This window comes from Flavobacterium sp. SORGH_AS_0622, assembly GCF_030818825.1.
Taxonomy (GTDB): Bacteria; Bacteroidota; Bacteroidia; order Flavobacteriales; family Flavobacteriaceae; genus Flavobacterium.
The window spans coordinates 3,638,946-3,661,010 of the sequence record NZ_JAUTAX010000001.1; the positions used below are offsets into that span (position 1 = coordinate 3,638,946).

Genomic DNA, 22,065 nt, shown 5'->3' on the forward strand with positions numbered 1-22,065 from the left:
AAGAAATAACTAGTAATTAGCATCTTAAATTATCTATTTAAAACTGCACAATTACCTTTAAAACAGAGTAGTAATGAAAAATCAACCTCAAATACAAACAGAAATGGAAACTGAAACTGAAATTCAATTTAATCCATTTTCACCTGAAATTGAACGCGTAATTTACACCACAAATTCGCAGCAAGAAATATGGACAGATTGTATTTTTGGCGGAGGTGATGCCAATAAAGCTTACAACTTGTCTGTATCTATTAAACTGAAAGGCAATTTAGTAATAGATAAATTTGAGAAGACTGTTCAAACTTTAGTACAGCGTCATGAAGGTTTGAGAGCAACATTTAGTCCAGATGGCCGCTTTATGTGTATCTACAGCCATGTCAACTTTGAAATCTCTCATAATGATTTTTCTAACCTGTCAGCGATTGAAAAAGAACTTTCTACAGATAATTTAATAAAAGAAGAAGTTAATGCTCTTTTTGATCTTGTCAACGGTCCTCTATTTAGGATTAATTTACTTAAAATAGATGATTTTGAATATCTCGTAACCTTAACCATTCATCATATTGTTGGCGACGGATTAAGTATTGACATAATACTAGAAGAACTGGGTACAATTTATTCTGCATATATCGAAAACAAAGAACCAAAACTACCAGAACCTGAACTTTTTAGCGAATTTGCCGAAAGAATAAATTCGTTTATGGAAAGCAGTGAATATAAGTCTTTAGAAAATTTTTGGATTAATATTTATAAAGAATCGGTTCCTACAATTGAACTGCCATTAGATTTCGAAAGACCTCCTTTGCGAACCTATAACAGCAGCCGTATTGATTTTCCTCTAGATGAAACTATTATAAATAAATTAAAAAATATAGGAATAAGTGCCGGCTGCAGTTTGGTTACCACACTGCTTTCAGCATTTGAAGTATTCTTATGTAAAATTACTGGCCAGCATGATTTAGTCGTAGGATTTCCTTCTTCGGGAAATACATTATACGACATGCGCCAATTGATTGGCGATTGTGTGAATCTGCTGCCGCTCAGAAGTAAAATCAGCTCAGAAATTAGTTTTTCAGATTATTTAAAAGAAAGAAATTCTCAATTGTTTGATGCTTATGAACATCAGCAGGTTAGTTTTGGTCATTTATTAAAAAGTTTTGCCATTGCCAGAGATCCTTCAAGAATTCCGCTAGTTCCAGTTATACTTACAGTTGACATGAATCGAACTATAGAAGAGGAATTTTCATTTGCAGGTCTTTCGCACGAACTTAAAGTAAATCCACGTCAATTTGGAACTTTTGAAATTCAGCTGCATATTTTTAAAGCCAAAGATGGACCTTCATTTCAATGGTCTTATAATACAACATTATTCAAAGAAGAAACTATAATTCAGATGATGGCATCATTTGAAGAAATTCTGCATAAAATCATAGACAATGCAGATAATCCATTATCCAATTTTATAGGAGGTAATTATTTAGCAGATTATAGTGAGCTGAATAATACCGAAATGCCTTATCCAAAAGTTTCCTTAATTGAATTACTTCGAAAACAAGCAGAAATTACTCCCGATAATATAGCTTTAGAATTTCACGATTCTAAAACGACCTATCTGGAATTACATAAAAAAGTAAATCAGCTGGCGCATTATTTAAAAGCACAAGGAGTTGAATCGGGCGATTTTATTGCGGTTTCTTTTTCAAGAAGTCCAGAACTGGTTTATACATTATTAGCCATTATGGAATGCGGCGCCGCCTATTTACCATTAGACCCAGAATATCCTAAAGAACGTTTAGAATTCATGCTCAATGATTCGGGTGCGAAAGTTTTATTAACCAGTAAAACATTGTTCGCCTCTTTGCCATCATGGCCGCAAACGCTTTTTATAGAAGATGCAATGGATTCATTAGATGAATATTCAACATTACCGCTTCCTGAAACCGTTAGTCCAGAAAATATAGCGTATGTACTTTATACCTCTGGGTCAACTGGTAACCCAAAAGGTGTTCCTATTACCCATAAAAATTTGGTGAATTTTCTTTGTAGTATGGCTTTAGAACCTGGCATTACTGAAAATGACAGATTACTATCTATAACCACTATATCTTTTGATATTGCAGGTTTAGAATTATACCTCCCGCTTATTAAAGGTGCGACATTAATAATAGCCGATCATGAAACAGCCAGAGATGGAAGACTTTTACTAGAATTAGTAGAACGTGAAAATATTAATTTTTTACAAGCAACACCAACAACCTGGGCAATGCTTTTAGATTCTGGCTGGTCTGAAAAATTACCACTTAAAGCCCTTTGCGGCGGTGAGGCAATGCCTGCAGATCTAGCCAGAGAACTCTTGTCTAAATGTGATACTCTTTGGAATGTTTATGGCCCAACAGAAACCACAATATGGTCTTCTATAAAACAAATAAAAGCTGACGATAAATTAATAACTATTGGAAAACCAATTGGAAACACACAAATTTATTTAATCGATGAACATGGTCAGCTTGCTGCACCTGGAAATATCGGAGAAATTGTTATTGGAGGTGATGGCGTTGCAAAAGGTTACTGGAACAGACCAGAGCTAACATCTGAAAAATTTATTGAAAACAGATTTTCTTCTAATAAAGAAGATGTTATTTATCGCACAGGTGATCTAGGAAAAATACTTCCCAACAATGAAATTGAATGTTTAGGACGCCTGGATCAGCAGGTTAAAATTAGAGGTCACCGTATTGAACCCGGCGAAGTCGAACAAGCCTTGTTATTACTTGACGGCATAAAAGCTGCGGTCGTACTAGCCGATGAAAATTTTCTTATAGCACATATAGTACCTGATAGCAGCTTAGAAAATGCAGAAAATCAAATACCGCAATGGCGCGAAGCTTTAGCCTCACGATTACCCGTGCAATTAATTCCGCATGATTTTAATTTAATCGAGAAAATACCAACAACGCTTAATGGAAAAATCGATCGCAAAGCATTATCGCAATATAAAGTAAACAAAAAAGTAACTTATACTGCTCCTCGAACCGAAGAGGAAAATATAGTTGCCACCATTTGGAAAGAAAGCTTAAATATAGAAAACATTGATATTTTTAGTGATTTCTTCGAAATGGGCGGGCATTCAATCAAAGGCGTTAAGGTTATGATTGAAATTGAAAAGCATACCGGTAAACGAATTCCTTTATCAGCATTGTTCAAATATTCGACAGTAGAAAAATTTGCAAAACTTTTGAACACCGGCACAGAAATTTATTCGGATTGTCTGGTTCCAATAAAACCGCAGGGAAACAAAGCGCCTCTTTTTATCGTTCATGGAGCAGGACTTAATGTTTTAAATTTCATTAATTTAAGCAAACATTTTGATCCAGACCAGCCTATTTATGGTATCCAAGGAACTAAACCTAAAGGCTTTGATGGATGGTACGAATCAATTGAAGCGATGGCTGCTCATTATATAGATGCAATCATAAAAGTAAACCCGAAAGGACCATATGCATTAGCAGGGTTTTCTTTTGGAGGTATTGTTGCTTTTGAAATGACACGCCAATTGAAAGCACAGGGAAAAAAAGTAAGCTTGACCGCACTGCTCGACTCTTATGTTGATTCTTCTTATTATTATGGAAATTACAGGCGAAAACAACTTGTGAGATACTTCGATATTACACACAGAAGGCTGGATTTTTTAAAAGAAATGTTATTGAGCTGGGAAGCTTTTAAAATGCGTATCAATGGAAAAAAAGAATACATTCTACAAAGACATTTTGGCAAGAAAAAAGAAATGACTGAGCAGGAAGAATTAGCTCTTCAGCAATTTATAGAAGCCGATGGCATGGTTAAAAAGATCGTAGACCGTTACCACTTAAAACCACAAAACATTGAAGTTGATTTATTTCGATCAAAAGATGACGCTAATTACAAATTAGACCCAACACATTTGGGATGGAAAAAAGCAGCATTAGGAGGCGTTACAATTCATAATATCTCTGGTAATCATTTAGATATTGTAGCACCACCAAATGACAAAGTATTAGCGCGATTACTTCAGGACATTTTAGATGAGAAACATGAGAACATTTAAACCTGTCATTGAATATTCAACGATAAAGGACATAAAACTGATTCCTTGTAAACTCGCACCATTAGATACTGATGAAATAATCATTTACACTATTTATCTGCCTGATTTTATCGAACTAAAATCTGATTTATCTCAGTTTCTAACTTCTAAAGAGCTTAAGAAAGCACAACGTTTTTTTAAAGAAATAGACCGAAGCAGATTCATTATATACAGATCAATTTTAAAGTTCGTTTTAGCAGCTCATACCAAATTGAATGTAAAGAATATTTATCTGGATTATCAATTTAACAAAAAACCATATTTGGCTTCACATCCTTGGTTGTTTTTTAATCTCTCACATTCTGAAGACTTTGCAGCTATAGCAGTTTCGCGCAAAAATGTTGGATTAGATATTGAATATATGTCTAAAGATTTCAATTTTACAAGTCTTCTTCCAGATGTGTTTGACGACAATCAAGTTTTGCAGATTCAAAATGCAGCTGATAAAAAACATGCTTTTTATACTTCATGGACACGCAAAGAAGCTTTTGTAAAAGCATTAGGAAAAGGCATCGATGAAGATTTTAAACAAATTCCGAGTTTAGATGGACAGCATAAAATTGATTTTAGCCTCATAAAAAACAGTAAAAACTGGCAGGTAAATAGTTTTAATCTTGCAGATTCTTATTTGGGCGCTGTTGCATTTGAAAACCTATCGGCAATAAGTAGAAATTTGGTATTCTACATTATGCCAAATAAAATGGAAGCGCTTCTAGAAATGGCTCAAATCAAGAATAATTAATTTTTCAGAAAGAAATTATCAAAAACCAATTTTATACAAAACAAAAAAGACACTCGATTTGAGTGCTTTTGATGTGAACGTAGAAGGATTTGAACCTTCGACCGTCCCGATTAAAAATCGGGATGCTCTATCCAGCTGAACTACTTGATCAAAAACCATTTTTATGCAAACAAAAAAGCCACTCGATTTGAGTGGCTTTTGATGTGAACGCAGAAGGATTCGAACCTTCGACCGTCCCGATTAAAAAATCGGGATGCTCTATCCAGCTGAGCTATGCTATCAAAAACCAATTTTATACAAAACAAAAAAGCCACTCGATTTGAGTGGCTTTTGATGTGAACGCAGAAGGATTCGAACCTTCGACCGCCTGCTTAGAAGGCAGGTGCTCTATCCAGCTGAGCTATGCGTCCATTTGTTTTAAAACTTTATGGCAAAGTTTCTGTCGGGGTGGCAGGATTCGAACCTGCGGCCTCCTGCTCCCAAAGCAGGCGCGATAACCGGGCTACGCTACACCCCGAGCTTTAGTCATAGATTCGTATCTGTGGTCTTCCCGATCTCAATCGGGACACGATAACCGGGCTACGCTACACCCCGAAGGCAAAATTTAAGCGGAGAGACAGGGACTCGAACCCTGGCGACGGTTACCCGTCGACAGATTAGCAATCTGCTCCATTACCGCTCTGGCACCTCTCCAAGCTCAAGAAACGTGTTCTGTTTTGCGGTTGCAAATGTAAGACAACATTCCATTTCTCACAACTATTTTTACGCTTTTCTTTAAGTTTTTTTAATCTTTTTTTTAAAACACTTCACAATCAAACAAATAGAATTAACAAAAATTTCATCTTCAATTTAAAATCACCCTATTCTACACAAAATTTGAATTTATTCAAATAAAGAGTAAATTTGCTTTATTAACTAATATTACAGAAAATGAACAAAAGAGTTGTTATCGTTTCTGCCGTTAGAACACCTATCGGAAGTTTCATGGGAGGGTTATCTACCGTACCCGCACCAAAATTAGGTGCTGCCGCAATTAAGGGAGCACTTCAAAAAATTAACCTAGACCCAAAATTAGTTGATGAAGTTTTTATGGGTAACGTAATTCAGGCCGGCGTTGGACAAGCTCCAGCTCGCCAAGCAGCTCTTTTTGCTGGTTTGTCTGAAGAAGTTGCCGCTACAACTGTAAACAAAGTTTGCGCTTCTGGAATGAAAGCGGTTATGTTTGCTGCGCAGGCAATCGCGTGTGGAGATGCTGAAATTGTTGTTGCAGGCGGAATGGAAAGCATGAGCTTAATTCCACACTACGTACAAATGCGTGCAGGAAACAAATTTGGTCCAGCTACAATGCTTGACGGAATGCAGAAAGATGGTTTAACAGATGCTTACGATAACAACGCAATGGGAGTTTGCGCTGATTTATGTGCTACTGAATATAACATCAGCCGTGAGGAGCAGGATAATTTTGCTATTCAATCTTATGAAAGAAGCGCAAAAGCCTGGGATTCTGGAAAATTTGACAATGAAGTCGTTCCTGTGGAAGTTCCACAAAGACGCGGAGAACCAATTATATTTTCAAAAGACGAAGAATATACTAATGTAAAATTAGACAAGATTCCATCTTTGAGTCCTGTTTTTACAAAAGACGGAACTGTAACTGCTGCTAATGCATCGACAATTAATGACGGAGCTGCAGCGTTAGTTTTAATGTCTGAAGAAAAAGCCAATGCATTAGGCTTAAAACCTTTAGCCTACATCAAAGGATATGCAGATGCTGCACAAGAACCAAAATGGTTTACTACAAGTCCAGCAAAAGCATTGCCAAAAGCGTTAGACAAAGCTGGAATTTCAATTTCAGATGTTGATTATTTCGAATTTAACGAAGCATTTTCTGTAGTTGGTTTAGCCAATGCGAAAATCTTAAATTTAGATAACGATAGAGTAAACGTTAATGGAGGTGCTGTTTCATTAGGACATCCGCTGGGTTGTTCAGGAGCGCGTATTATTGTAACTTTACTAAATGTTTTAGAACAAAACAATGCTAAAACCGGAGCTGCTGCAATTTGCAACGGAGGCGGTGGTGCATCTGCAATTGTTATCGAAAGAGCTTAAATAATATTATCTAAAATTAGGAGTTATCACAAGTTATAACTCCTAATTTTTAACTTATAAATTTCCTTAAATGTTCGGAATTTGCAATTTAGCTATAGTACCCGTTCGATCTGAACCAAGTGACAGAAGTGAAATCGTTACACAACTTTTGTTTGGCGAGCATATCGAAATTTTAGAACGCCATAATCAATGGGCTAAAATAAGAATTCAGTTTGATGACTACGAAGGCTGGGTAGATTCGAAACAATATCAGGTAATTTCTGAAGCAAATTTCAATCAATTAAGTAAAGAGGCGATTATCTTAAATGCCGATTTAATTGATTACATAACCGCTCCCGACAATTTATTACTTCCAATTCCACTAGGAGCTTCATTATCATTTCTAAATAACAGCGAAATCAATGTTTCTAATTTTGATTTTGAGGGAACAAAAACAAGTGGCATCAAACCTAAAAGTGCACTTATAAATACAGCTTTTATGTATTTGAATGCTCCATATTTATGGGGAGGTAAAACACCTTTCGGAATCGATTGTTCTGGTTTTACCCAAATGGTTTATAAACTAAATGGTTATAAAATTCATCGTGACGCGTCACAGCAGGCGCTTGATGGCGAACCTTTAAGCTTTATTGAAGAAAGTGAAGCCGGGGATTTGGCCTTTTTTGATAACGATGAAGGAAATATTACTCACGTTGGGATTATAATGGACAACAATTACATCATTCACGCCAGTGGAAAAGTTCGTATTGACCGTTTAGACCACACCGGAATTTATAATCCTGAATTGAATAAACACACTCACAAATTAAGAGTAATCAAGAAAATTATTTAAACACAAAATTAACAACGATTTAAACAAAGTTTACCATCATCCAACGGTAATAAATAATTCGTCTAAATTAGTGCAATTAGTGTTTAAGCACTTAATCTAATCGTCTTTCTAAATTCAGAAGGACTATACCCTTTTTGTTTTCTAAAGAACTTATTAAAATGGCTTTCATCCGTAAAACCAAATTCATAAGCAATTTCATTAATACGTTTATCGCTGAACTGTAAACGATGTTCAATCAGTTTTGTTTTGTAATTACTGATATATTGCTGCATCGTTTCACTTGCATGTTTCTTAAAATAACGGCCTAAATACGTATTCGAAATTCCGAAATAATCACTGATAGATTCTGCTTTAATCTTCTCAGGATAATAAATATTGTTCTGAATATATTGCAGAATATCCATTGCTTTTCCTTCAGTACCAATATTCACTTGTTCAGGAAGGTATTTAGCAATATTTCTTGCTACAATAATAATCAAAGTATTTACCAATTGCTGAATCAATTCCTGATTGTAAACATCTTTATCGTTATGTTCTCGACAAATTGCTTCGATCATCACTTTAACCAGACATTTATCGGCATCATTTTTTAAAATACAGCCTGGCTGATGATTAGCATTTTGCAGAATGTATTCTAAACGCTGAATATTTTCATTCTGCAGACTAGAATTCTTCAAATAAATATCATTAAACCTCAAAAAGAAAAACTTTGTTTCCGTTTCAATTGTAAAATTATGACAATCTTCAGGCGTTAATAAAAACATATGTCCAGCATCATATTCAAAAATATTTTTGTTAATACACTGCCTTCCTGTTCCGCTTAAAATATAGACCAATTCAAAGAAATTATGACGATCACCAACATCTGGATATTCATCTAAAGTCTCAAAAGAAACCGTAAAAGGTTCGTATAAATTTTCTTTTTTCATGACACTGATAATTATTTGAAGTTGCAAATTTACATAAAAAAGACAAATATATACAAATTAATAGTCCTAAAAACAGTATAATTTTGCCAAGTGAAATTTAAGATTTAAAAATACAATATCATGGAATATAGAAAATTAGGAAACTCAGAACTTGAATTATCAACTATTACATACGGCGCTTTTGCTATTGGCGGAACCATGTGGGGCGGAAACGAAAAGAAAGATTCAATCGATTCGATCCACGCTTCTATAGATCATGGCGTAACTACAATCGACACTGCTCCTTTTTACGGATTCGGTTTAAGTGAAGAAATGATTGGTGAAGCTATTAAAGGTCACGATCGTTCTAAAGTTCAACTGCTTACAAAATTCGGTTTGGTTTGGGACGGAAGTAATAACGGAAAAGGAGATTTCTTTTTTGATGCTGATGACAACGGAAAAAAAGTTCCTGTATACAAATATTCATCAAAGGAAAATGTGATTAAAGAAATCGAAGAAAGTTTAAAACGCCTTCAAACTGATTACATTGACCTTTTACAAATTCACTGGCCAGATGCTACAACACCAATTTCTGAAACAATGGAAGCTGTAGAAACCTTAATACAACAAGGAAAAATTAGAGCATTTGGAGTAAGTAATTATAATGTTTCTCAAATTCAGGAAGCACAAAAAACAATTCAAGTGTCTTCAAACCAAGTAGCGTACAGCATGCTAAACCGTAAAATTGAAGAAGAACTAATTCCTTTCACAGTTGCAGAAAACATCGGAATTATTGCTTACAGTCCAATGGAAAGAGGTTTGTTAACTGGAAAATATTTCACAGACAGTAAATTAAAAGAAAACGATCATAGAAATGGTTACTTCGGTCAATTCGACCTTCAAAAAGTAAAAACTTTGGTAGAAGAACTAAGTTCGCTGGCAAACGCAAAACACATTTCACTTTCGCAATTGGTTTTACGCTGGACAAGCTTACAAAAAGGAATCTCAATTGTTTTGGCAGGAGCTAGAAATGCCGAACAAGCCATTTCAAATGCAAAAACAATGGATTTCAATTTATCAGTTTCAGAATTAGATTTCATTAATCAGGCAATTTCGAAACTTAAATAATATTCTTTTAAACACATAGAAACATAGTTTTTTTGTTGTGGTTAAAGGCGTTTCACTTTCATTAACATATCCCGAGGCTTCGGGACTATATGTTAGAAACTAGTTTCTTTTCATTCCTTTTCAAGAAAGAAAATCTATGTTTCTATGTGTTAAAAACAATCTCAAAATTTAAATAATTAGAATTTGGGCGTGTCCCTCCGGGTCGGGCTATCCGTTACAATCTTTTGTGTCTCGTTAAAAAACGAGACACAAAAGGATTTCCACTGCTATCCCTCACGCATCCATTTTCATAAGAAACAATAATTTTAAAATGAAAAAAATATTTATAATCAACGGCGGACAAAAATTCGCACATTCAGGCGGACAATTCAATAAAACAGTTCAAGACTGGACAATTGAATTTCTTTCAAAAAACAATAATTACGAAATAAAAACAACTCATATCGAAGACAATATCGATCTTCAGGAAGAAGTAGAAAAATTCGTTTGGGCAGATTTAATTATCTATCACACACCCGTTTGGTGGTTTCAACTGCCAAATCTTTTTAAAAAATATATCGATGATGTTTTTACACAGGGACACAACAACGGAATCTATAAAAGTGACGGAAGAAGCCGCGTAAATCCAGACATCAACTACGGAACAGGCGGACTTTTACACGGTCGTAAATATATGCTGACAACCAGTTGGAATGCTCCAAAAACAGCGTTTACATTGCCCGGAGAATTCTTCGAAGAAACTTCTGTTGACGACGGCGTAATGTTTGGTTTTCATAAAATGAATAAATTTACAGGAATGGAACGCGTAAACGGATTCCATTTTCATGATGTAGAAAAAGGCGCAACACCAGAAAATATCGTTATCTTTAAAGAAGATTATACGAAACATTTGGAAGAAACTTTTAAAAACTTATAATATGATTTCGATTACCGCAATTTTAAAAAGTAAACCAGAGAACTTAATTGAAGTTCAAAATATGCTGACACATTTAGTAACCGAAACTAGAAAAGAAACAGCATGTATTCGTTACGATTTACATACTTCCGACAACGTATTTATTCTTTGGGAAGAATGGAGAGATCAAATTGGTCTAGATTCACATAACGCACAATCCTATTTAATTGATTTTATTTCAAAAACCGAAAGCTTAGTCGCAAGCCCAATTCAAGTTTACAAAACAGCTCAAATTTTATAAAGGTTTTCCGCCACTAATTCACGAATTAATTAATCTAAACTTTACACATATAGATTCTAAAAATAAATTCGTGAATTCGTGGCTATAAAAACTACTTTATTCCCCCAAAAGCGCCAAAACACATATTCTTGTGTAGAATTTCTACCTTAGAAAAACCTACTTTTTTCATTAAATCCAATTGGTAATTCATAGATCTTGGCGTATCTTCTTTTGCAATATAATCGAATACATTTTTGCGATATACTGCTCCGCCAATGCCTTCTAAATATTCGCCATAAATCTGCCAGGTATATTCATTCAACAAATCGGTATCCTGTGTAATCAAATCAGAAATCATAAGACATCCACCTGGTTTTAACAATTTAAACAATTTGGTAAAAGTAGTTTCCCAATCCTGATCATCTCTCAAATGATGTAAAACCGCTCCAGCCAAAATAATATCAAAACTATTTTCTTCTAAAGCAGCTTCACGAATATCGCCTTGTTGAATTTCGACTTTTCCATTTGTTACTGCCGAAACTCTTTCAAATGCTTTATCCAACATTGGCAAACTCAAATCGACCAGCGTACAATTTAAATTTGGTAATTTAGACAACATCATTAAAGTATAGTTTCCAGCACCGCAGCCAATATCCAAAACATGAGTTGCGTTTGGCACAATTCTTTTTGATGCTTCGGTAATTAATTCTAAAGAAATCTTAGCATCAATTGTGGACAATTGACCCGTTTCTAAATTCGAAAAACGTTCGACATCCTTGTCAAATCTTTCTTTAATCTCTGTAATCGTTGATTTTTCCATGTTTTTTATTTTAGATTTCTCTCGCAGACTTTGCAGATCAGCAGCTCTTGTTGCTATTATTGATCGAGATTTTTATGATTAAATTATTTAAATAAATTAATACTCTGCTGTATCTGCAAAACCTGCTTAAGAAATATTCTATTTTTCAAAACTACCTCATTGACATATACTTTAAAAATACTATTTTTATCAATTAACAATACTTATAAAGTATCATGGAATTACGTCACTTAAAATATTTTTTGGCTGTAGCCGAAGAATTAAACTTTACTAAAGCATCAGAAAAACTGTTTATTTCACAGCCACCGCTGAGCCGTCAAATTGCTGAATTGGAAGAAGAACTTCAGGCAAAGCTTTTCATTCGAAACAATAAAAAAGTAGAATTAACCGAAGCTGGAAAATATTTTGAAAAAGAAGTAAAAACCCTTTTTCAAGATTTGGAACGTATTTCTACTAAAACAAAAAAAATTGCAGAGAACATTTCAGGTGAATTCAGAATTGCTTATATCAGTTCCATTTATTCGGCTGTTATTTCAGATTTAATAAAACATTTGAAAGCGCAGTTTCCGTATGTCAATTTCAAACTTTTTGAAGTTTCAACAACAAAACAAATTACAGCATTAGAACAAGGAAAAATCGAAATGGGAATAATTCGTTCACCAATACAATCTCCTAAGATAAAAGCACACTTATGGTTTCAGGACGGATTTTCTATTGTTTTTAATAAAAACATGATTCAATTAAAATCTGAAAAAGATATTTTGGATTTACGAGACGAAACTTTCGTGTTTTTCAACAAAGATTATGCACCTCATTATCATGAAGTTTTGTTAGAACTCTGTGCTTTTTATGGCTTTACTCCGAAAATCATCCATGAAGCAAACAACATTAACTCTATTGTACAATTAGTGAAGAATGGATTAGGAATTTCGATCGTCCCTTCGAATATTGCTAAAAGCAATCAGGATTCTGAGATAGGATTTATCGAATTAAAAAAAGTAAATCTTTTTACCGATGTTTCACTGATTACTTCAAAAGAAGATGATTCTGAAATTACAAAAACGGCTGTTGCTTTTTTATTGAATTTTTCTAAGAAATAAAAAACTGCCACGAATTACAACAATTTTCACGAATTATTTTAAAACAAAGGAAATCCGTAAAATCTAAATATAAAACGTATTTAAATTGCAGCATATAAAACTATTCGTGAAAATTGTTGTAATTCGTGGCAGACAAAAATTTCGTTACAATTTATCACACGAATCGCAGTAAGAAAAACAGAAAGTTTAAATATCTTAGCAAATTCAAATTCTACAATAAAATTTCAATATAAAATGGCCGAGCAATCTTCAATTCAGTGTCCAAACTGCGGAACTCCTATCGATGTCAATGATGTTTTAAAACATCAGTTGGAAGATAGCATCCGTAAAGAATTTCAACAAAAAGCCAGTATTCAAAATCGTGAAATTGAGCTTAAAAACGAACAGTTCGAAAAAGCCAAAGCCGAGTTTGAAGCCAAGAAAAAACAAGAAAACGAACTCTTTGCTGAGCGTTTGGAGCGAGAAAGAAAAATAGCCGAAAAAGAAATCTCTGAAAAGCTTAAAATTAAACTCGAAGAAGAAAACAAAGATCGTTTGCTTTTAATGGAAAAAGAGCTCTCTGAAAAATCAGATAAAATTAGGGAGTTGAATAAAATGCAGGGTGAAATTGCCAAATTACAGCGTGAAAAACTGGAAATGAAAGAAGCAATTGAAGCCGAAGCGCAAAAACAGCTGAATGCAACTTTGGTTTTAGAGCGTGATAAAATTCGTAAACAGGAAGAAGAAAAAAACGAGCTAAAAATCAAAGAATACCAAAAGCAGTCTGACGACCAGAAGAAACTTATTGAAGAAATGAAACGCAAGCAGGAACAAGGTTCTATGCAATTGCAAGGCGAAGTAATGGAATTGGCGATTGAAGAATGGCTCGCAAATAATTTTCCGCTTGATAGTATCGATGAAGTTAAAAAAGGCGCAAATGGTGCCGACTGTCTTCAAATTGTAAATACACGTGAACTACAAAATTGCGGTTCTATTTATTACGAAAGTAAACGAACAAAAGCTTTTCAGCCATCGTGGATTGAAAAGTTTAAAAATGATATTAGAACTAAAAGAGCCAATATTGGCGTACTAGTTACCGAAGTGATGCCTTCTGGAATGGAAAGAATGGGAATGCGTGACGGAATCTGGATTTGTACCTATGAAGAATTTAAAGGTCTGAGTGCAGTTTTACGTCAATCCTTAATTCAGGTTAGCCAGGCTGTACAGGCGCAGGAAAACAAAGGTGATAAAATGTCAATGTTATACGATTTCTTGACAAGCAACGAATTCCGACTACAGATTGAAGGAATTGTAGAAGGATTTACGCAAATGCAAAACGACTTAGATTCTGAAAAAAGAGCGATGCAGCGAATCTGGAAACAAAGAGAAAAGCAAATCGAAAAAGTAGTTCATAACACTTTAGGAATGTACGGTTCGATTCGTGGAATTGCCGGAAATGCTGTGCAGACCGTTAGGGCTCTAGAATTAGATTTTATTGAAGAAGACGAAAGTGAAGATCCTAAGGAATTATTCGAATAAATAAAAAAAGGCTTCGATTAATTTCGAAGCCTTTCTATTAATTACCCTTTTTTAAAAGACATTGTCAATCCAAACTGATTAGAAAGATAAAGCTTATTGTTCTCAATAGAATAACCTGAAGTGGTTCTTAACAATTGTAGAAATTCGCTTTCTTTTTTTGCATCACATTTTTTAGTTTCTGAAGTAAGATCCAAAAACTGAATTTTTCCTTCTCCTTTAGAAAGTAAATTTCCTTTAATAGCATTGCATCCCGTTGATCCAGAAAAATTTGACGGAGTCAGTTGAACTTTTGGAAAACTTGCGAAATCTTTCTCACTTATTGTTTTTCCGTTCAAATTCTCTAAAATCCAAGTTTGTTGTAATTTCTTTTCAACTGATTTTTCATTTGTTACAGCAACGGATGTTGCTTCTTTACTCGATTTGCAGCTGTAAGCCAATGATGCTGCAATAAATAACATTAAAATCTTTTTCATGTAAAATAAATATAAGTTTTATTTTACAAAAATATTTTGTCGCTACAGCATTCATATTCCCTAAAAGTTATTTTTAAACCACTTTAAGACATTTTAGTAATAAATATCAATCTACTTTTCTAAAAACCAAAAGCTTTGCAGAAGGGTTCGAAAGTGTTAATCTGTTATTTTCAATAGAATAAGTAGTTACGTTTTGAAGTGCTTTAGTAAATTCTCCTTCTTTATTTCCTTGAGGACATGCCATAAGGGTCGAAAGGACTTTGGTAAATCTCAATACATCCTTTTCATAAAAAAATTGCCCGCTAATAGTATTACAGCCGCCGTAGCCAGAAAATCTATTTTCTGTCGAATTAATCTCGATTCTTGGGAATTCCTTTTGAAAATCGGCAGCAAAAACTTTATAACCATTCAATTCTTCTAAAACCCAAATGTCATGAAGGCGATAATCTGTTATATATTTACCGCAGCCGCTCAGCTTTTGAAACTCCAAGTCAGCATTATTTTTAATTTCAACTTTTACGCTGTAAGGCGAAATTGCGCCAGACATAGAGTCTTGACAATCTAATTGCTGGATTGTGACAATTATAGATGCCGTTTCGTTACTGCTTTTATACATCTTGACATTGGCATCCATCGCTCGTATCGCATCTACAGCAGGAAAAGTGATGCTTTCTTTACCACTTATTAATGAAGTAAAAACAATTTGATCATTTCCTATTTTAACTCCCCAAAAAGGCTCATTTCCTGTTGCTTTAAAATAAAAATTTAAATCGTCTTGTAAAGTTCCTGAAGTCGATGCGCTTGTATTAGATTCTTTATTTGCTGCCGTTTTACAGCTTATCATCAAAAGAGACAATAACAAAAGTGAAAGTATTTTTTTCATAAGATCTTTATTTAAAAATGTTACCAATCCTTAAATAGGTATAAAATTCCTATGAATTTACGACTTTTTTTGAAAACCTTATTTAGAATCTTTTCAAATTTAATGCTATTAAAATTTTACAAATCGGTCCAAAAGCTACACTACGTATGATATTACGCTGAAATACGTAGTAATAAAACCTCTACTCTACTTAAAAATTTAAATAAATACGTATTTAAATAAGTATAAATACTTATATTTGCGTAGTAATACTTAATTAAAGAAATCATGATTAGAGTAATAGTAGTTGGAAACGGCATGGTTGGTTATAAATTTTGCAAAAAATTCGTTGCAAAATCAGGACAAGAAAAGTATCAAATCACAGTATTTGGTGAAGAACCGAGACGAGCTTACGATCGCGTTCACTTAAGTGAATACTTCGGGGGAAAAACAGCAGATGATTTATCTCTATCAACAAGTGAATGGTACGCTGAAAATAACATTACTCTTAATACATCAGAATTAATTACTGATATAAATCGTGAACAAAAAACAATATATACACATCTAGGAAAAACGCATACTTACGATTACTTAATTTTGGCAACTGGTTCTTCGGCTTTTGTTCCTCCAATTGAAGGAGTAGAAAAAGAAGGCGTTTTTGTATACAGAACCATCGAAGATCTGGATTCTATTATGGCATACGCCAAAAAAATTAAACAAAAAGGCGCAACCGAAGCTGCAGTTTTAGGCGGAGGATTATTAGGTCTTGAAGCAGCAAAAGCGGTTAGGGATTTAGGACTCAACCCACACGTTGTGGAATTTGCACCTCGTTTAATGCCCAGACAATTAGATCAGGGCGCGAGCGATATGCTGCAATCTAAAATTGAAGAATTAAATATCGGAATTCATCTTAATAAAGCCACACAATATATTGACGGAAAGGAATGCATAACAGGAATGATGTTTGCCAATGACGAATTGTTAAAAGTAGACATGCTGGTTATTTCTGCCGGAATTAAACCTCGCGACGAACTGGCAAGAGTTTCTGGGCTGGAAGTCGGTGTAAGAGGCGGAATTGTGGTAAACAATCAAATGCAGACCTCAGATCCTTCTATCTATGCAATTGGCGAAGCGGCACTTTATAATCAAAATATTTACGGACTTGTTGCCCCAGGTTACGAAATGGCCGATGTTGCCGCTGAGCAAATTTTAAATGGTGATAAAACCATGAGAGAAACCATCGATATGTCGACTCAATTAAAGTTAATTGGTGTTGAAGTAGCGAGTTTTGGTGATCCTTTTATTGAAAATAATGACGTTACAGCCATTATTTATGAAAACAAATTAAGCGGTATCTACAAAAGAATTAACGTTACAAAAAATTCTAAAAAACTATTAGGTGGAATTTTAGTTGGAGACGCAAGCGACTATAACTCACTTTTTCAAATCTATGTTAACGAAATGACTCTGCCTAAAAATCCAGAAGATTTAATTCTTGGCTCAAGAGATGGATCTGAAGGTTCAAGTTTAGGAAGCGTAATGGACTTACCAGATACAGCTGTAATTTGTTCTTGCGAAAATGTTACTAAAGGCGCCATCTGCTGTAAAATTTTAGACGAAAGCTGCAGTTCCTTATCAGATGTTGTTAAAGCAACCAAAGCAACTTCTGGTTGTGGGGGTTGTAAGCCAATGGTTTCAGATTTGGTAAAAGCGACTCAAAAATCACTTGGAAAAGAAGTAAAAGAAGTGATATGCGAGCATTTCAGCTATACACGCCAGGAATTGTTCGATTTGGTAAAAATCAATAAATACGAGAATTTCTATGACGTTATCGATCATCACGGAAAAGGTGACGGATGCGAGATCTGCAAACCAGTTGTGGCTTCAATTTTTTCTAGTATTTATAATGATACAGCCAATAAACATGTAACAACACAAGACACAAACGATAGATTTTTAGCAAACATTCAACGAAACGGAACTTATTCTGTTGTTCCAAGAGTTGCAGGAGGTGAAATTACAGCCGAAAAACTAATCGTAATTGGCGAAGTTGCTAAACAATTTGATTTGTACACCAAAATCACTGGAGCACAAAGAGTGGATTTATTCGGAGCGCATTTGAGTGATTTGCCAAAAATCTGGAAAATCTTAATCGATAACGGTTTTGAAAGCGGCCACGCTTACGGAAAATCGCTTCGTGCTGTAAAAAGCTGCGTTGGAAATGCTTGGTGTCGTTACGGAATGGACGACAGTGCCGGATTTGCTATCGAACTAGAAAACAGATATAAAGGAATTCGCTCTCCTCATAAACTAAAAGGTGGCGTTTCGGCCTGCATTCGCGAATGTGCCGAAGCCCGCGGAAAAGATTTCGGATTAATTGCTGTTGAAGGCGGATGGAATTTATACATTGCTGGAAATGGCGGTGCCAACCCAAAACACGCTGTTTTATTGGCTGAGAAAATCGACAAAGAAACCGTGATCAAATATATGGACAGATTCTTAATGTATTACATAAGAACTGCTGGTCCGCTTGTGAGAACTTCAACTTGGTTAGAAAAATTGGACGGAGGTTTAGACTATTTAAAACAAGTAATTATCGAAGACAGTTTAGGAATCTGCGAAACACTTGAAGCTGAAATGCAGACATTAGTAAACACTTTCGAATGCGAATGGAAACAAGTCCTGGAAAAACCAAGATTATTGAAACGTTTCAATCACTTTATAAACTCAGACGAAAAAGATGATAATGCTGTTTTTGTTCCGTTAAGAGATCAAAAAGCACCAAAAGCTTGGTCTTAGTTTTATAAATAATTTTTAAACACATAGAAACATAACTTATAGGCATATATAAAGGCGTTTCACTTACATTAACAAACATAGCATACCTGTAACAAAAATTACAGTTTCAAAAATTTTTAATTTTTAATTCTCAATTTTTAATTAAAAAATCAGCTCCAAAAAAAAATATCATAAACGTTGCTGTCCTTCTTACCCTCTTTTTTACTGCGCCATCATAACTCTCATGATTGTAAAAAGAGGGCTAAGAAACAGGAATTAAAATTTATTACCATGGAAGAAATCTTAAATCAATACGAAACAGTTCATGCAAGCGATGCAACAATTTGGTTCAAAGCAGGTAAAGTAGAAGATTTTCCAACCAACCGAGGCGGATGCATCAAATACAAAAACAAACAGATTGCCATTTTCAATTTTACACGCAGAAATGAATGGTATGCCTGTCAAAATGCCTGCCCGCACAAAATGGAAATGGTACTTTCAAGAGGAATGACAGGATCTGCCGATGATATCCCGAAAATTGCCTGCCCAATGCATAAAAAAACATTTTCACTTGTTGATGGATCTAACCTAAACGGAGATGATTTTAAAATTGCAACGTATCCGATTAAGGTTGTGGAGAATGAAGTATTTGTTGGATTTGTGGATTAGAAAAAATGTGAGATGCTAAAAGTAAAATGTGAAACGAATTTTAGTACTTAAAAATACATTCTCAATTTTCACTTTGTACTACTCACATTTCACATTTCACATTTCACATCTCACATATTTACTAATTCCGTATCTTTGAAATCTATTATCAAACCAAACAATGACTACACCTTTTCAAAAAGCAAGCGAATGGATTGATGCTGAAAACGCACAAGATCCAAACATTGAAATCGATCAAAATACAGAATATCCAAAAGAATTATTGTATTCCAACAGGATGTACGAAAGACTGATGCAGTTTGAACCAAATGCATCTGAACAAATCCAGATTGCTTCAAAAGCACAGCACATCTGCCGATGGAAAGTCGCAAGAGAATCATACCCAATGGATCGCGTTGGTTATTTGAAATGGCGAGAAGAATTAAAAAAATTCCACGCCAAAACTACTGCCGAAATTCTGGAAAAAGCAGGTTATGACCAGACTTTTATTGATCGCGTTTCGTTTTTAATTGAGAAAAAATTACTAAAAAAAGATCACGAAACACAATTATTAGAAGATGTTATTTGTCTTGTTTTCCTTGAGTATTATTTAGAACCTTTCGTTCATAAACACGATGAGGAAAAACTAAAAAACATCATCAAAAAAACCTGGGATAAAATGTCAGACAAAGGACATCAGGAAGCCTTAAAAATCAACTATTCCGAAGAAAATTTAAATCTTATAAAAGCCTCTTTAGGATTGTAATTCAATTATATGAAAAAAAGCAGTCAGGAAGAAGATAAAATCACTTTCAAAAATTTACGCCGTCTGTATTTTTTTGCACTTCTTACTATTGCTTTAACTATAATTGTAAGTCAGATTTTAGTACAATACAATCTGAACCAGCAGTTAAGCGATTCTAAAATCATTAATTTCTCAGGAAAGCAAAGAATGCTGAGTCAGAAAATCGTAAAAGAAGTTCTGATTCTCCATTATGTTTCTGACACCGCTTCTGCTAAACAAATTTCACATCTAAAAAGCGTTTTATCACTGTGGAAAAAGAACCAAAATGCACTTGTAAACGGCAGTGACAGCTTAGCTTTTCCTAAAGAAAAAAGCGAGACATTAAATAAATTGTATCTAGAAATCAATCCGATTTTTAATAAAATTGCCCAAACAACCGATGCATTTCTATCAAATTTAAAACAGAAAAAACAAACTTCAGAAAATCAAAAACTGGTTCAGATTATTCTTGAAAACGAAGGCATTTTCCTTTCTAAAATGAATCAGATTGTAACGCAATACGATCTTGAAGCACACGAAAAAGTAACCGAACAACGCCGAATAGAATATTGGATTTTTGGCTTTACACTTTTGGTTTTACTATTAGAGTTCTTCTTTATTTTCAAACCCACAAATAAGAAAATCGAACGCTTAATTGCTAAACTTCTTTCTTCCGAAAAGAAAGCTTTAAAACTGGCATACGACACCGAAATACTTAGCGAAATCAAGGAAAACTCGGTTAAAGAATTAAAATCACTTAACTATGCAATGGAAAATACCCTTCTCTATTGCCGAATTGCACCCGATGGTTCGATCATACATATTGGCGAAAAATTTGCCAAACTGCTCAATTATACCAAATTTTCCTCCAACAAAAAATTCTCAGAAGTTTTAACCGTTGACGAAAAAGAACAATCCAATTTTGACCGCCTGATATTTGAAAAACAGCGAAGCGGCTGGCAGGGTGAAATAAAAATTATCACCAAAGAAGAGTTCGAAATCTGGCTTGATTTATCAATGGTTCCAGTTATGATTAAAAAAGACGAATTAGAACTTCTAATTGTCTGCTTCAACATTACAGAACGCAAAAAAGCACAACGCGAAGTCGAACGTTTAAACCTTGAAAACACCACCGAAAAAATCAATCAGCAAAAGATTATTTCAAGCAAGATTGTTGAAAATCAAGAAAACGAACAAAATCGAATCGCGAAAGAAATCCATGACGGAATTGGCCAGATGCTTACTGGTTTAAAGTTCAGTCTGGAAAGTATTAATTTAGATGACAGAGAAAAGTCGGAACAAAAAATTGAGTATTTAAAAAAACTTTCACTTGATATTATAAAAGGTGTCCGTACGGCAACTTTCAACTTAATGCCACCAGAATTAAGCGATCACGGAATCGTTTCTTCGCTGGCAAAACTTACGCAAGAACTTTCCAAACTAACGGGAAAAGAAATCCTTTTTTACAACAAAACCGATTTCGACCAGCGTTTGGATTCTCTAATCGAGATTAATATTTACCGTCTTACGCAGGAAGCCATCAACAACGCCATAAAATACGCCGAATCTTCTCATATCATTGTACAGCTTTCACACAGCGAAACGCTCCTCAGCATTATTATTGATGATAACGGAAAAGGTTTCGACATGAATTCAGTCGACAAAAAACGCAACAGCGAATCTGGAATGGGACTTTTATTTATGAAAGAGCGCATACAATACGTTAACGGCCGCGTTTTCATCAATTCAATTCCTGGCGAAGGAACGAGAATCACTTTTAATATTCCAATTCTTAAATGAGATAATGTGGTAATTAGAAAATGGGATAATTAGAAAATTTACCTAAGCGTCCAACTTTTTCCATTTGTCAGGCTGAGCGAAGTTGAAGACACCTCAATCTCAATCGACAATTTTACAATTAAAAAAATTGAAATTTGATATCGTCCTTGATATTGAAATTGTCATTGACATTGTATTTTTTTCTAATGATTTTTTAATGTTGGAATTTGGAATTTCAAAAAATTGAAATTTTAAATAAAAAAAGTACGTATATTAGCGTCTT

The 22,065-nt window shown here is 34.3% G+C and carries 17 protein-coding genes and 3 tRNA genes; 13 read left to right on the top strand and 7 right to left on the bottom strand.

The window, feature by feature from the left end; all coding sequences use genetic code 11:
* The first annotated feature begins 73 nt into the window (after window positions 1-73).
* Both QE431_RS15250 and QE431_RS15255 read left to right on the top strand, forming a co-directional pair.
* Window positions 74-4,084, top strand: coding sequence for a non-ribosomal peptide synthetase (locus tag QE431_RS15250; RefSeq protein WP_307297404.1), 4,011 nt, complete (start codon window positions 74-76; stop codon window positions 4,082-4,084).
* Window positions 4,071-4,865: a 4'-phosphopantetheinyl transferase superfamily protein gene (locus tag QE431_RS15255; protein WP_281866192.1), complete on the top strand. Its 795-nt coding sequence runs from the start codon at window positions 4,071-4,073 to the stop codon at window positions 4,863-4,865. The genes QE431_RS15250 and QE431_RS15255 overlap by 14 nt, the downstream gene beginning before the upstream one ends.
* A gap of 336 nt (window positions 4,866-5,201) precedes the next feature.
* Here the strand turns inward: QE431_RS15255 and QE431_RS15260 are convergent.
* From QE431_RS15260 to QE431_RS15270, 3 genes are all read right to left on the bottom strand, one after another.
* Window positions 5,202-5,275: transfer RNA gene (locus QE431_RS15260), tRNA-Arg, on the bottom strand.
* 32 nt (window positions 5,276-5,307) lie between these two features.
* Window positions 5,308-5,382: transfer RNA gene (locus QE431_RS15265), tRNA-Pro, on the bottom strand.
* A gap of 92 nt (window positions 5,383-5,474) precedes the next feature.
* Window positions 5,475-5,558, bottom strand: a tRNA-Ser gene (locus QE431_RS15270).
* A 237-nt stretch (window positions 5,559-5,795) separates the two neighbouring features.
* On the opposite strand from QE431_RS15270, the gene QE431_RS15275 reads away from it, so the two are divergent.
* Both QE431_RS15275 and QE431_RS15280 read left to right on the top strand, forming a co-directional pair.
* Window positions 5,796-6,974: an acetyl-CoA C-acyltransferase gene (locus QE431_RS15275; protein WP_307297407.1), complete on the top strand. Its 1,179-nt coding sequence runs from the start codon at window positions 5,796-5,798 to the stop codon at window positions 6,972-6,974.
* Between the two features lie 70 nt (window positions 6,975-7,044).
* Entirely contained in the window at window positions 7,045-7,806 is a 762-nt protein-coding gene (locus QE431_RS15280; protein WP_134140075.1) for a C40 family peptidase, read from the top strand.
* An 83-nt stretch (window positions 7,807-7,889) separates the two neighbouring features.
* Here the strand turns inward: QE431_RS15280 and QE431_RS15285 are convergent, their stop codons facing one another.
* On the bottom strand, window positions 7,890-8,735 hold the full coding sequence (locus QE431_RS15285) for an AraC family transcriptional regulator (RefSeq protein ID WP_113679452.1): 846 nt from the start codon (window positions 8,733-8,735) through the stop codon (window positions 7,890-7,892).
* A 120-nt stretch (window positions 8,736-8,855) separates the two neighbouring features.
* Here QE431_RS15285 and QE431_RS15290 point away from each other — a divergent pair, with 120 nt between their 5' ends.
* From QE431_RS15290 to QE431_RS15300, 3 genes are all read left to right on the top strand, one after another.
* Window positions 8,856-9,842 carry an aldo/keto reductase gene (locus tag QE431_RS15290; RefSeq protein ID WP_307297412.1) on the top strand — a complete coding sequence of 329 codons (987 nt, stop codon included), beginning with the start codon at window positions 8,856-8,858 and terminating at the stop codon, window positions 9,840-9,842.
* A 310-nt stretch (window positions 9,843-10,152) separates the two neighbouring features.
* Window positions 10,153-10,758, top strand: coding sequence for an NAD(P)H-dependent oxidoreductase (locus tag QE431_RS15295; RefSeq protein WP_307297415.1), 606 nt, complete (start codon window positions 10,153-10,155; stop codon window positions 10,756-10,758).
* 1 nt (window position 10,759) lies between these two features.
* Entirely contained in the window at window positions 10,760-11,038 is a 279-nt protein-coding gene (locus tag QE431_RS15300; RefSeq protein WP_307297418.1) for a putative quinol monooxygenase, read from the top strand.
* Window positions 11,039-11,129: 91 nt separating this feature from the next.
* Here QE431_RS15300 and QE431_RS15305 read toward each other — a convergent pair whose 3' ends face one another.
* A complete protein-coding gene (locus QE431_RS15305) occupies window positions 11,130-11,837 on the bottom strand; it encodes a class I SAM-dependent methyltransferase (RefSeq protein ID WP_307297422.1) in 708 nt (235 codons plus the stop codon).
* Between the two features lie 215 nt (window positions 11,838-12,052).
* Between QE431_RS15305 and QE431_RS15310 the strand changes: the two genes are divergently transcribed.
* Both QE431_RS15310 and QE431_RS15315 read left to right on the top strand, forming a co-directional pair.
* A complete protein-coding gene (locus QE431_RS15310; protein WP_307297425.1) occupies window positions 12,053-12,937 on the top strand; it encodes a LysR family transcriptional regulator in 885 nt (294 codons plus the stop codon).
* 234 nt (window positions 12,938-13,171) lie between these two features.
* Window positions 13,172-14,455 (top strand): DUF2130 domain-containing protein, encoded by a 1,284-nt coding sequence (locus tag QE431_RS15315; RefSeq protein ID WP_057116563.1) that lies wholly within the window; start codon window positions 13,172-13,174, stop codon window positions 14,453-14,455.
* Between the two features lie 41 nt (window positions 14,456-14,496).
* Here QE431_RS15315 and QE431_RS15320 read toward each other — a convergent pair whose 3' ends face one another.
* The gene (locus QE431_RS15320; RefSeq protein WP_281866208.1) at window positions 14,497-14,928 is read right to left on the bottom strand and encodes an META domain-containing protein; all 432 of its coding nucleotides are present in this window, start codon (window positions 14,926-14,928) and stop codon (window positions 14,497-14,499) included.
* 106 nt (window positions 14,929-15,034) lie between these two features.
* Entirely contained in the window at window positions 15,035-15,811 is a 777-nt protein-coding gene (locus QE431_RS15325) for an META domain-containing protein (protein WP_307297432.1), read from the bottom strand.
* 267 nt (window positions 15,812-16,078) lie between these two features.
* On the opposite strand from QE431_RS15325, the gene nirB reads away from it, so the two are divergent.
* From nirB to QE431_RS15345, 4 genes are all read left to right on the top strand, one after another.
* Window positions 16,079-18,592, top strand: a complete 2,514-nt coding sequence (gene nirB / locus QE431_RS15330; RefSeq protein WP_307297435.1) for a nitrite reductase large subunit NirB — start codon at window positions 16,079-16,081, stop codon at window positions 18,590-18,592.
* 270 nt (window positions 18,593-18,862) lie between these two features.
* Complete coding sequence (nirD, locus tag QE431_RS15335) at window positions 18,863-19,240, top strand: nitrite reductase small subunit NirD (RefSeq protein ID WP_057116567.1); 378 nt, start codon at window positions 18,863-18,865, stop codon at window positions 19,238-19,240.
* Window positions 19,241-19,400: 160 nt separating this feature from the next.
* Entirely contained in the window at window positions 19,401-19,985 is a 585-nt protein-coding gene (locus QE431_RS15340) for a DUF4202 domain-containing protein (protein ID WP_307297438.1), read from the top strand.
* Window positions 19,986-19,994: 9 nt separating this feature from the next.
* Window positions 19,995-21,803 carry an ATP-binding protein gene (locus QE431_RS15345; RefSeq protein ID WP_307297441.1) on the top strand — a complete coding sequence of 603 codons (1,809 nt, stop codon included), beginning with the start codon at window positions 19,995-19,997 and terminating at the stop codon, window positions 21,801-21,803.
* Window positions 21,804-22,065 lie beyond the last annotated feature (262 nt).

Coding starts and splice junctions, on each gene's coding strand:
- QE431_RS15250 (WP_307297404.1), top strand. CDS start 74: ATGAAAAATCAACCTCAAATACAAACAGAAATGGAAACTGAAACTGAA.
- QE431_RS15255 (WP_281866192.1), top strand. CDS start 4,071: ATGAGAACATTTAAACCTGTCATTGAATATTCAACGATAAAGGACATA.
- QE431_RS15275 (WP_307297407.1), top strand. CDS start 5,796: ATGAACAAAAGAGTTGTTATCGTTTCTGCCGTTAGAACACCTATCGGA.
- QE431_RS15280 (WP_134140075.1), top strand. CDS start 7,045: ATGTTCGGAATTTGCAATTTAGCTATAGTACCCGTTCGATCTGAACCA.
- QE431_RS15285 (WP_113679452.1), bottom strand. CDS start 8,735: ATGAAAAAAGAAAATTTATACGAACCTTTTACGGTTTCTTTTGAGACT.
- QE431_RS15290 (WP_307297412.1), top strand. CDS start 8,856: ATGGAATATAGAAAATTAGGAAACTCAGAACTTGAATTATCAACTATT.
- QE431_RS15295 (WP_307297415.1), top strand. CDS start 10,153: ATGAAAAAAATATTTATAATCAACGGCGGACAAAAATTCGCACATTCA.
- QE431_RS15300 (WP_307297418.1), top strand. CDS start 10,760: ATGATTTCGATTACCGCAATTTTAAAAAGTAAACCAGAGAACTTAATT.
- QE431_RS15305 (WP_307297422.1), bottom strand. CDS start 11,837: ATGGAAAAATCAACGATTACAGAGATTAAAGAAAGATTTGACAAGGAT.
- QE431_RS15310 (WP_307297425.1), top strand. CDS start 12,053: ATGGAATTACGTCACTTAAAATATTTTTTGGCTGTAGCCGAAGAATTA.
- QE431_RS15315 (WP_057116563.1), top strand. CDS start 13,172: ATGGCCGAGCAATCTTCAATTCAGTGTCCAAACTGCGGAACTCCTATC.
- QE431_RS15320 (WP_281866208.1), bottom strand. CDS start 14,928: ATGAAAAAGATTTTAATGTTATTTATTGCAGCATCATTGGCTTACAGC.
- QE431_RS15325 (WP_307297432.1), bottom strand. CDS start 15,811: ATGAAAAAAATACTTTCACTTTTGTTATTGTCTCTTTTGATGATAAGC.
- nirB (WP_307297435.1), top strand. CDS start 16,079: ATGATTAGAGTAATAGTAGTTGGAAACGGCATGGTTGGTTATAAATTT.
- nirD (WP_057116567.1), top strand. CDS start 18,863: ATGGAAGAAATCTTAAATCAATACGAAACAGTTCATGCAAGCGATGCA.
- QE431_RS15340 (WP_307297438.1), top strand. CDS start 19,401: ATGACTACACCTTTTCAAAAAGCAAGCGAATGGATTGATGCTGAAAAC.
- QE431_RS15345 (WP_307297441.1), top strand. CDS start 19,995: ATGAAAAAAAGCAGTCAGGAAGAAGATAAAATCACTTTCAAAAATTTA.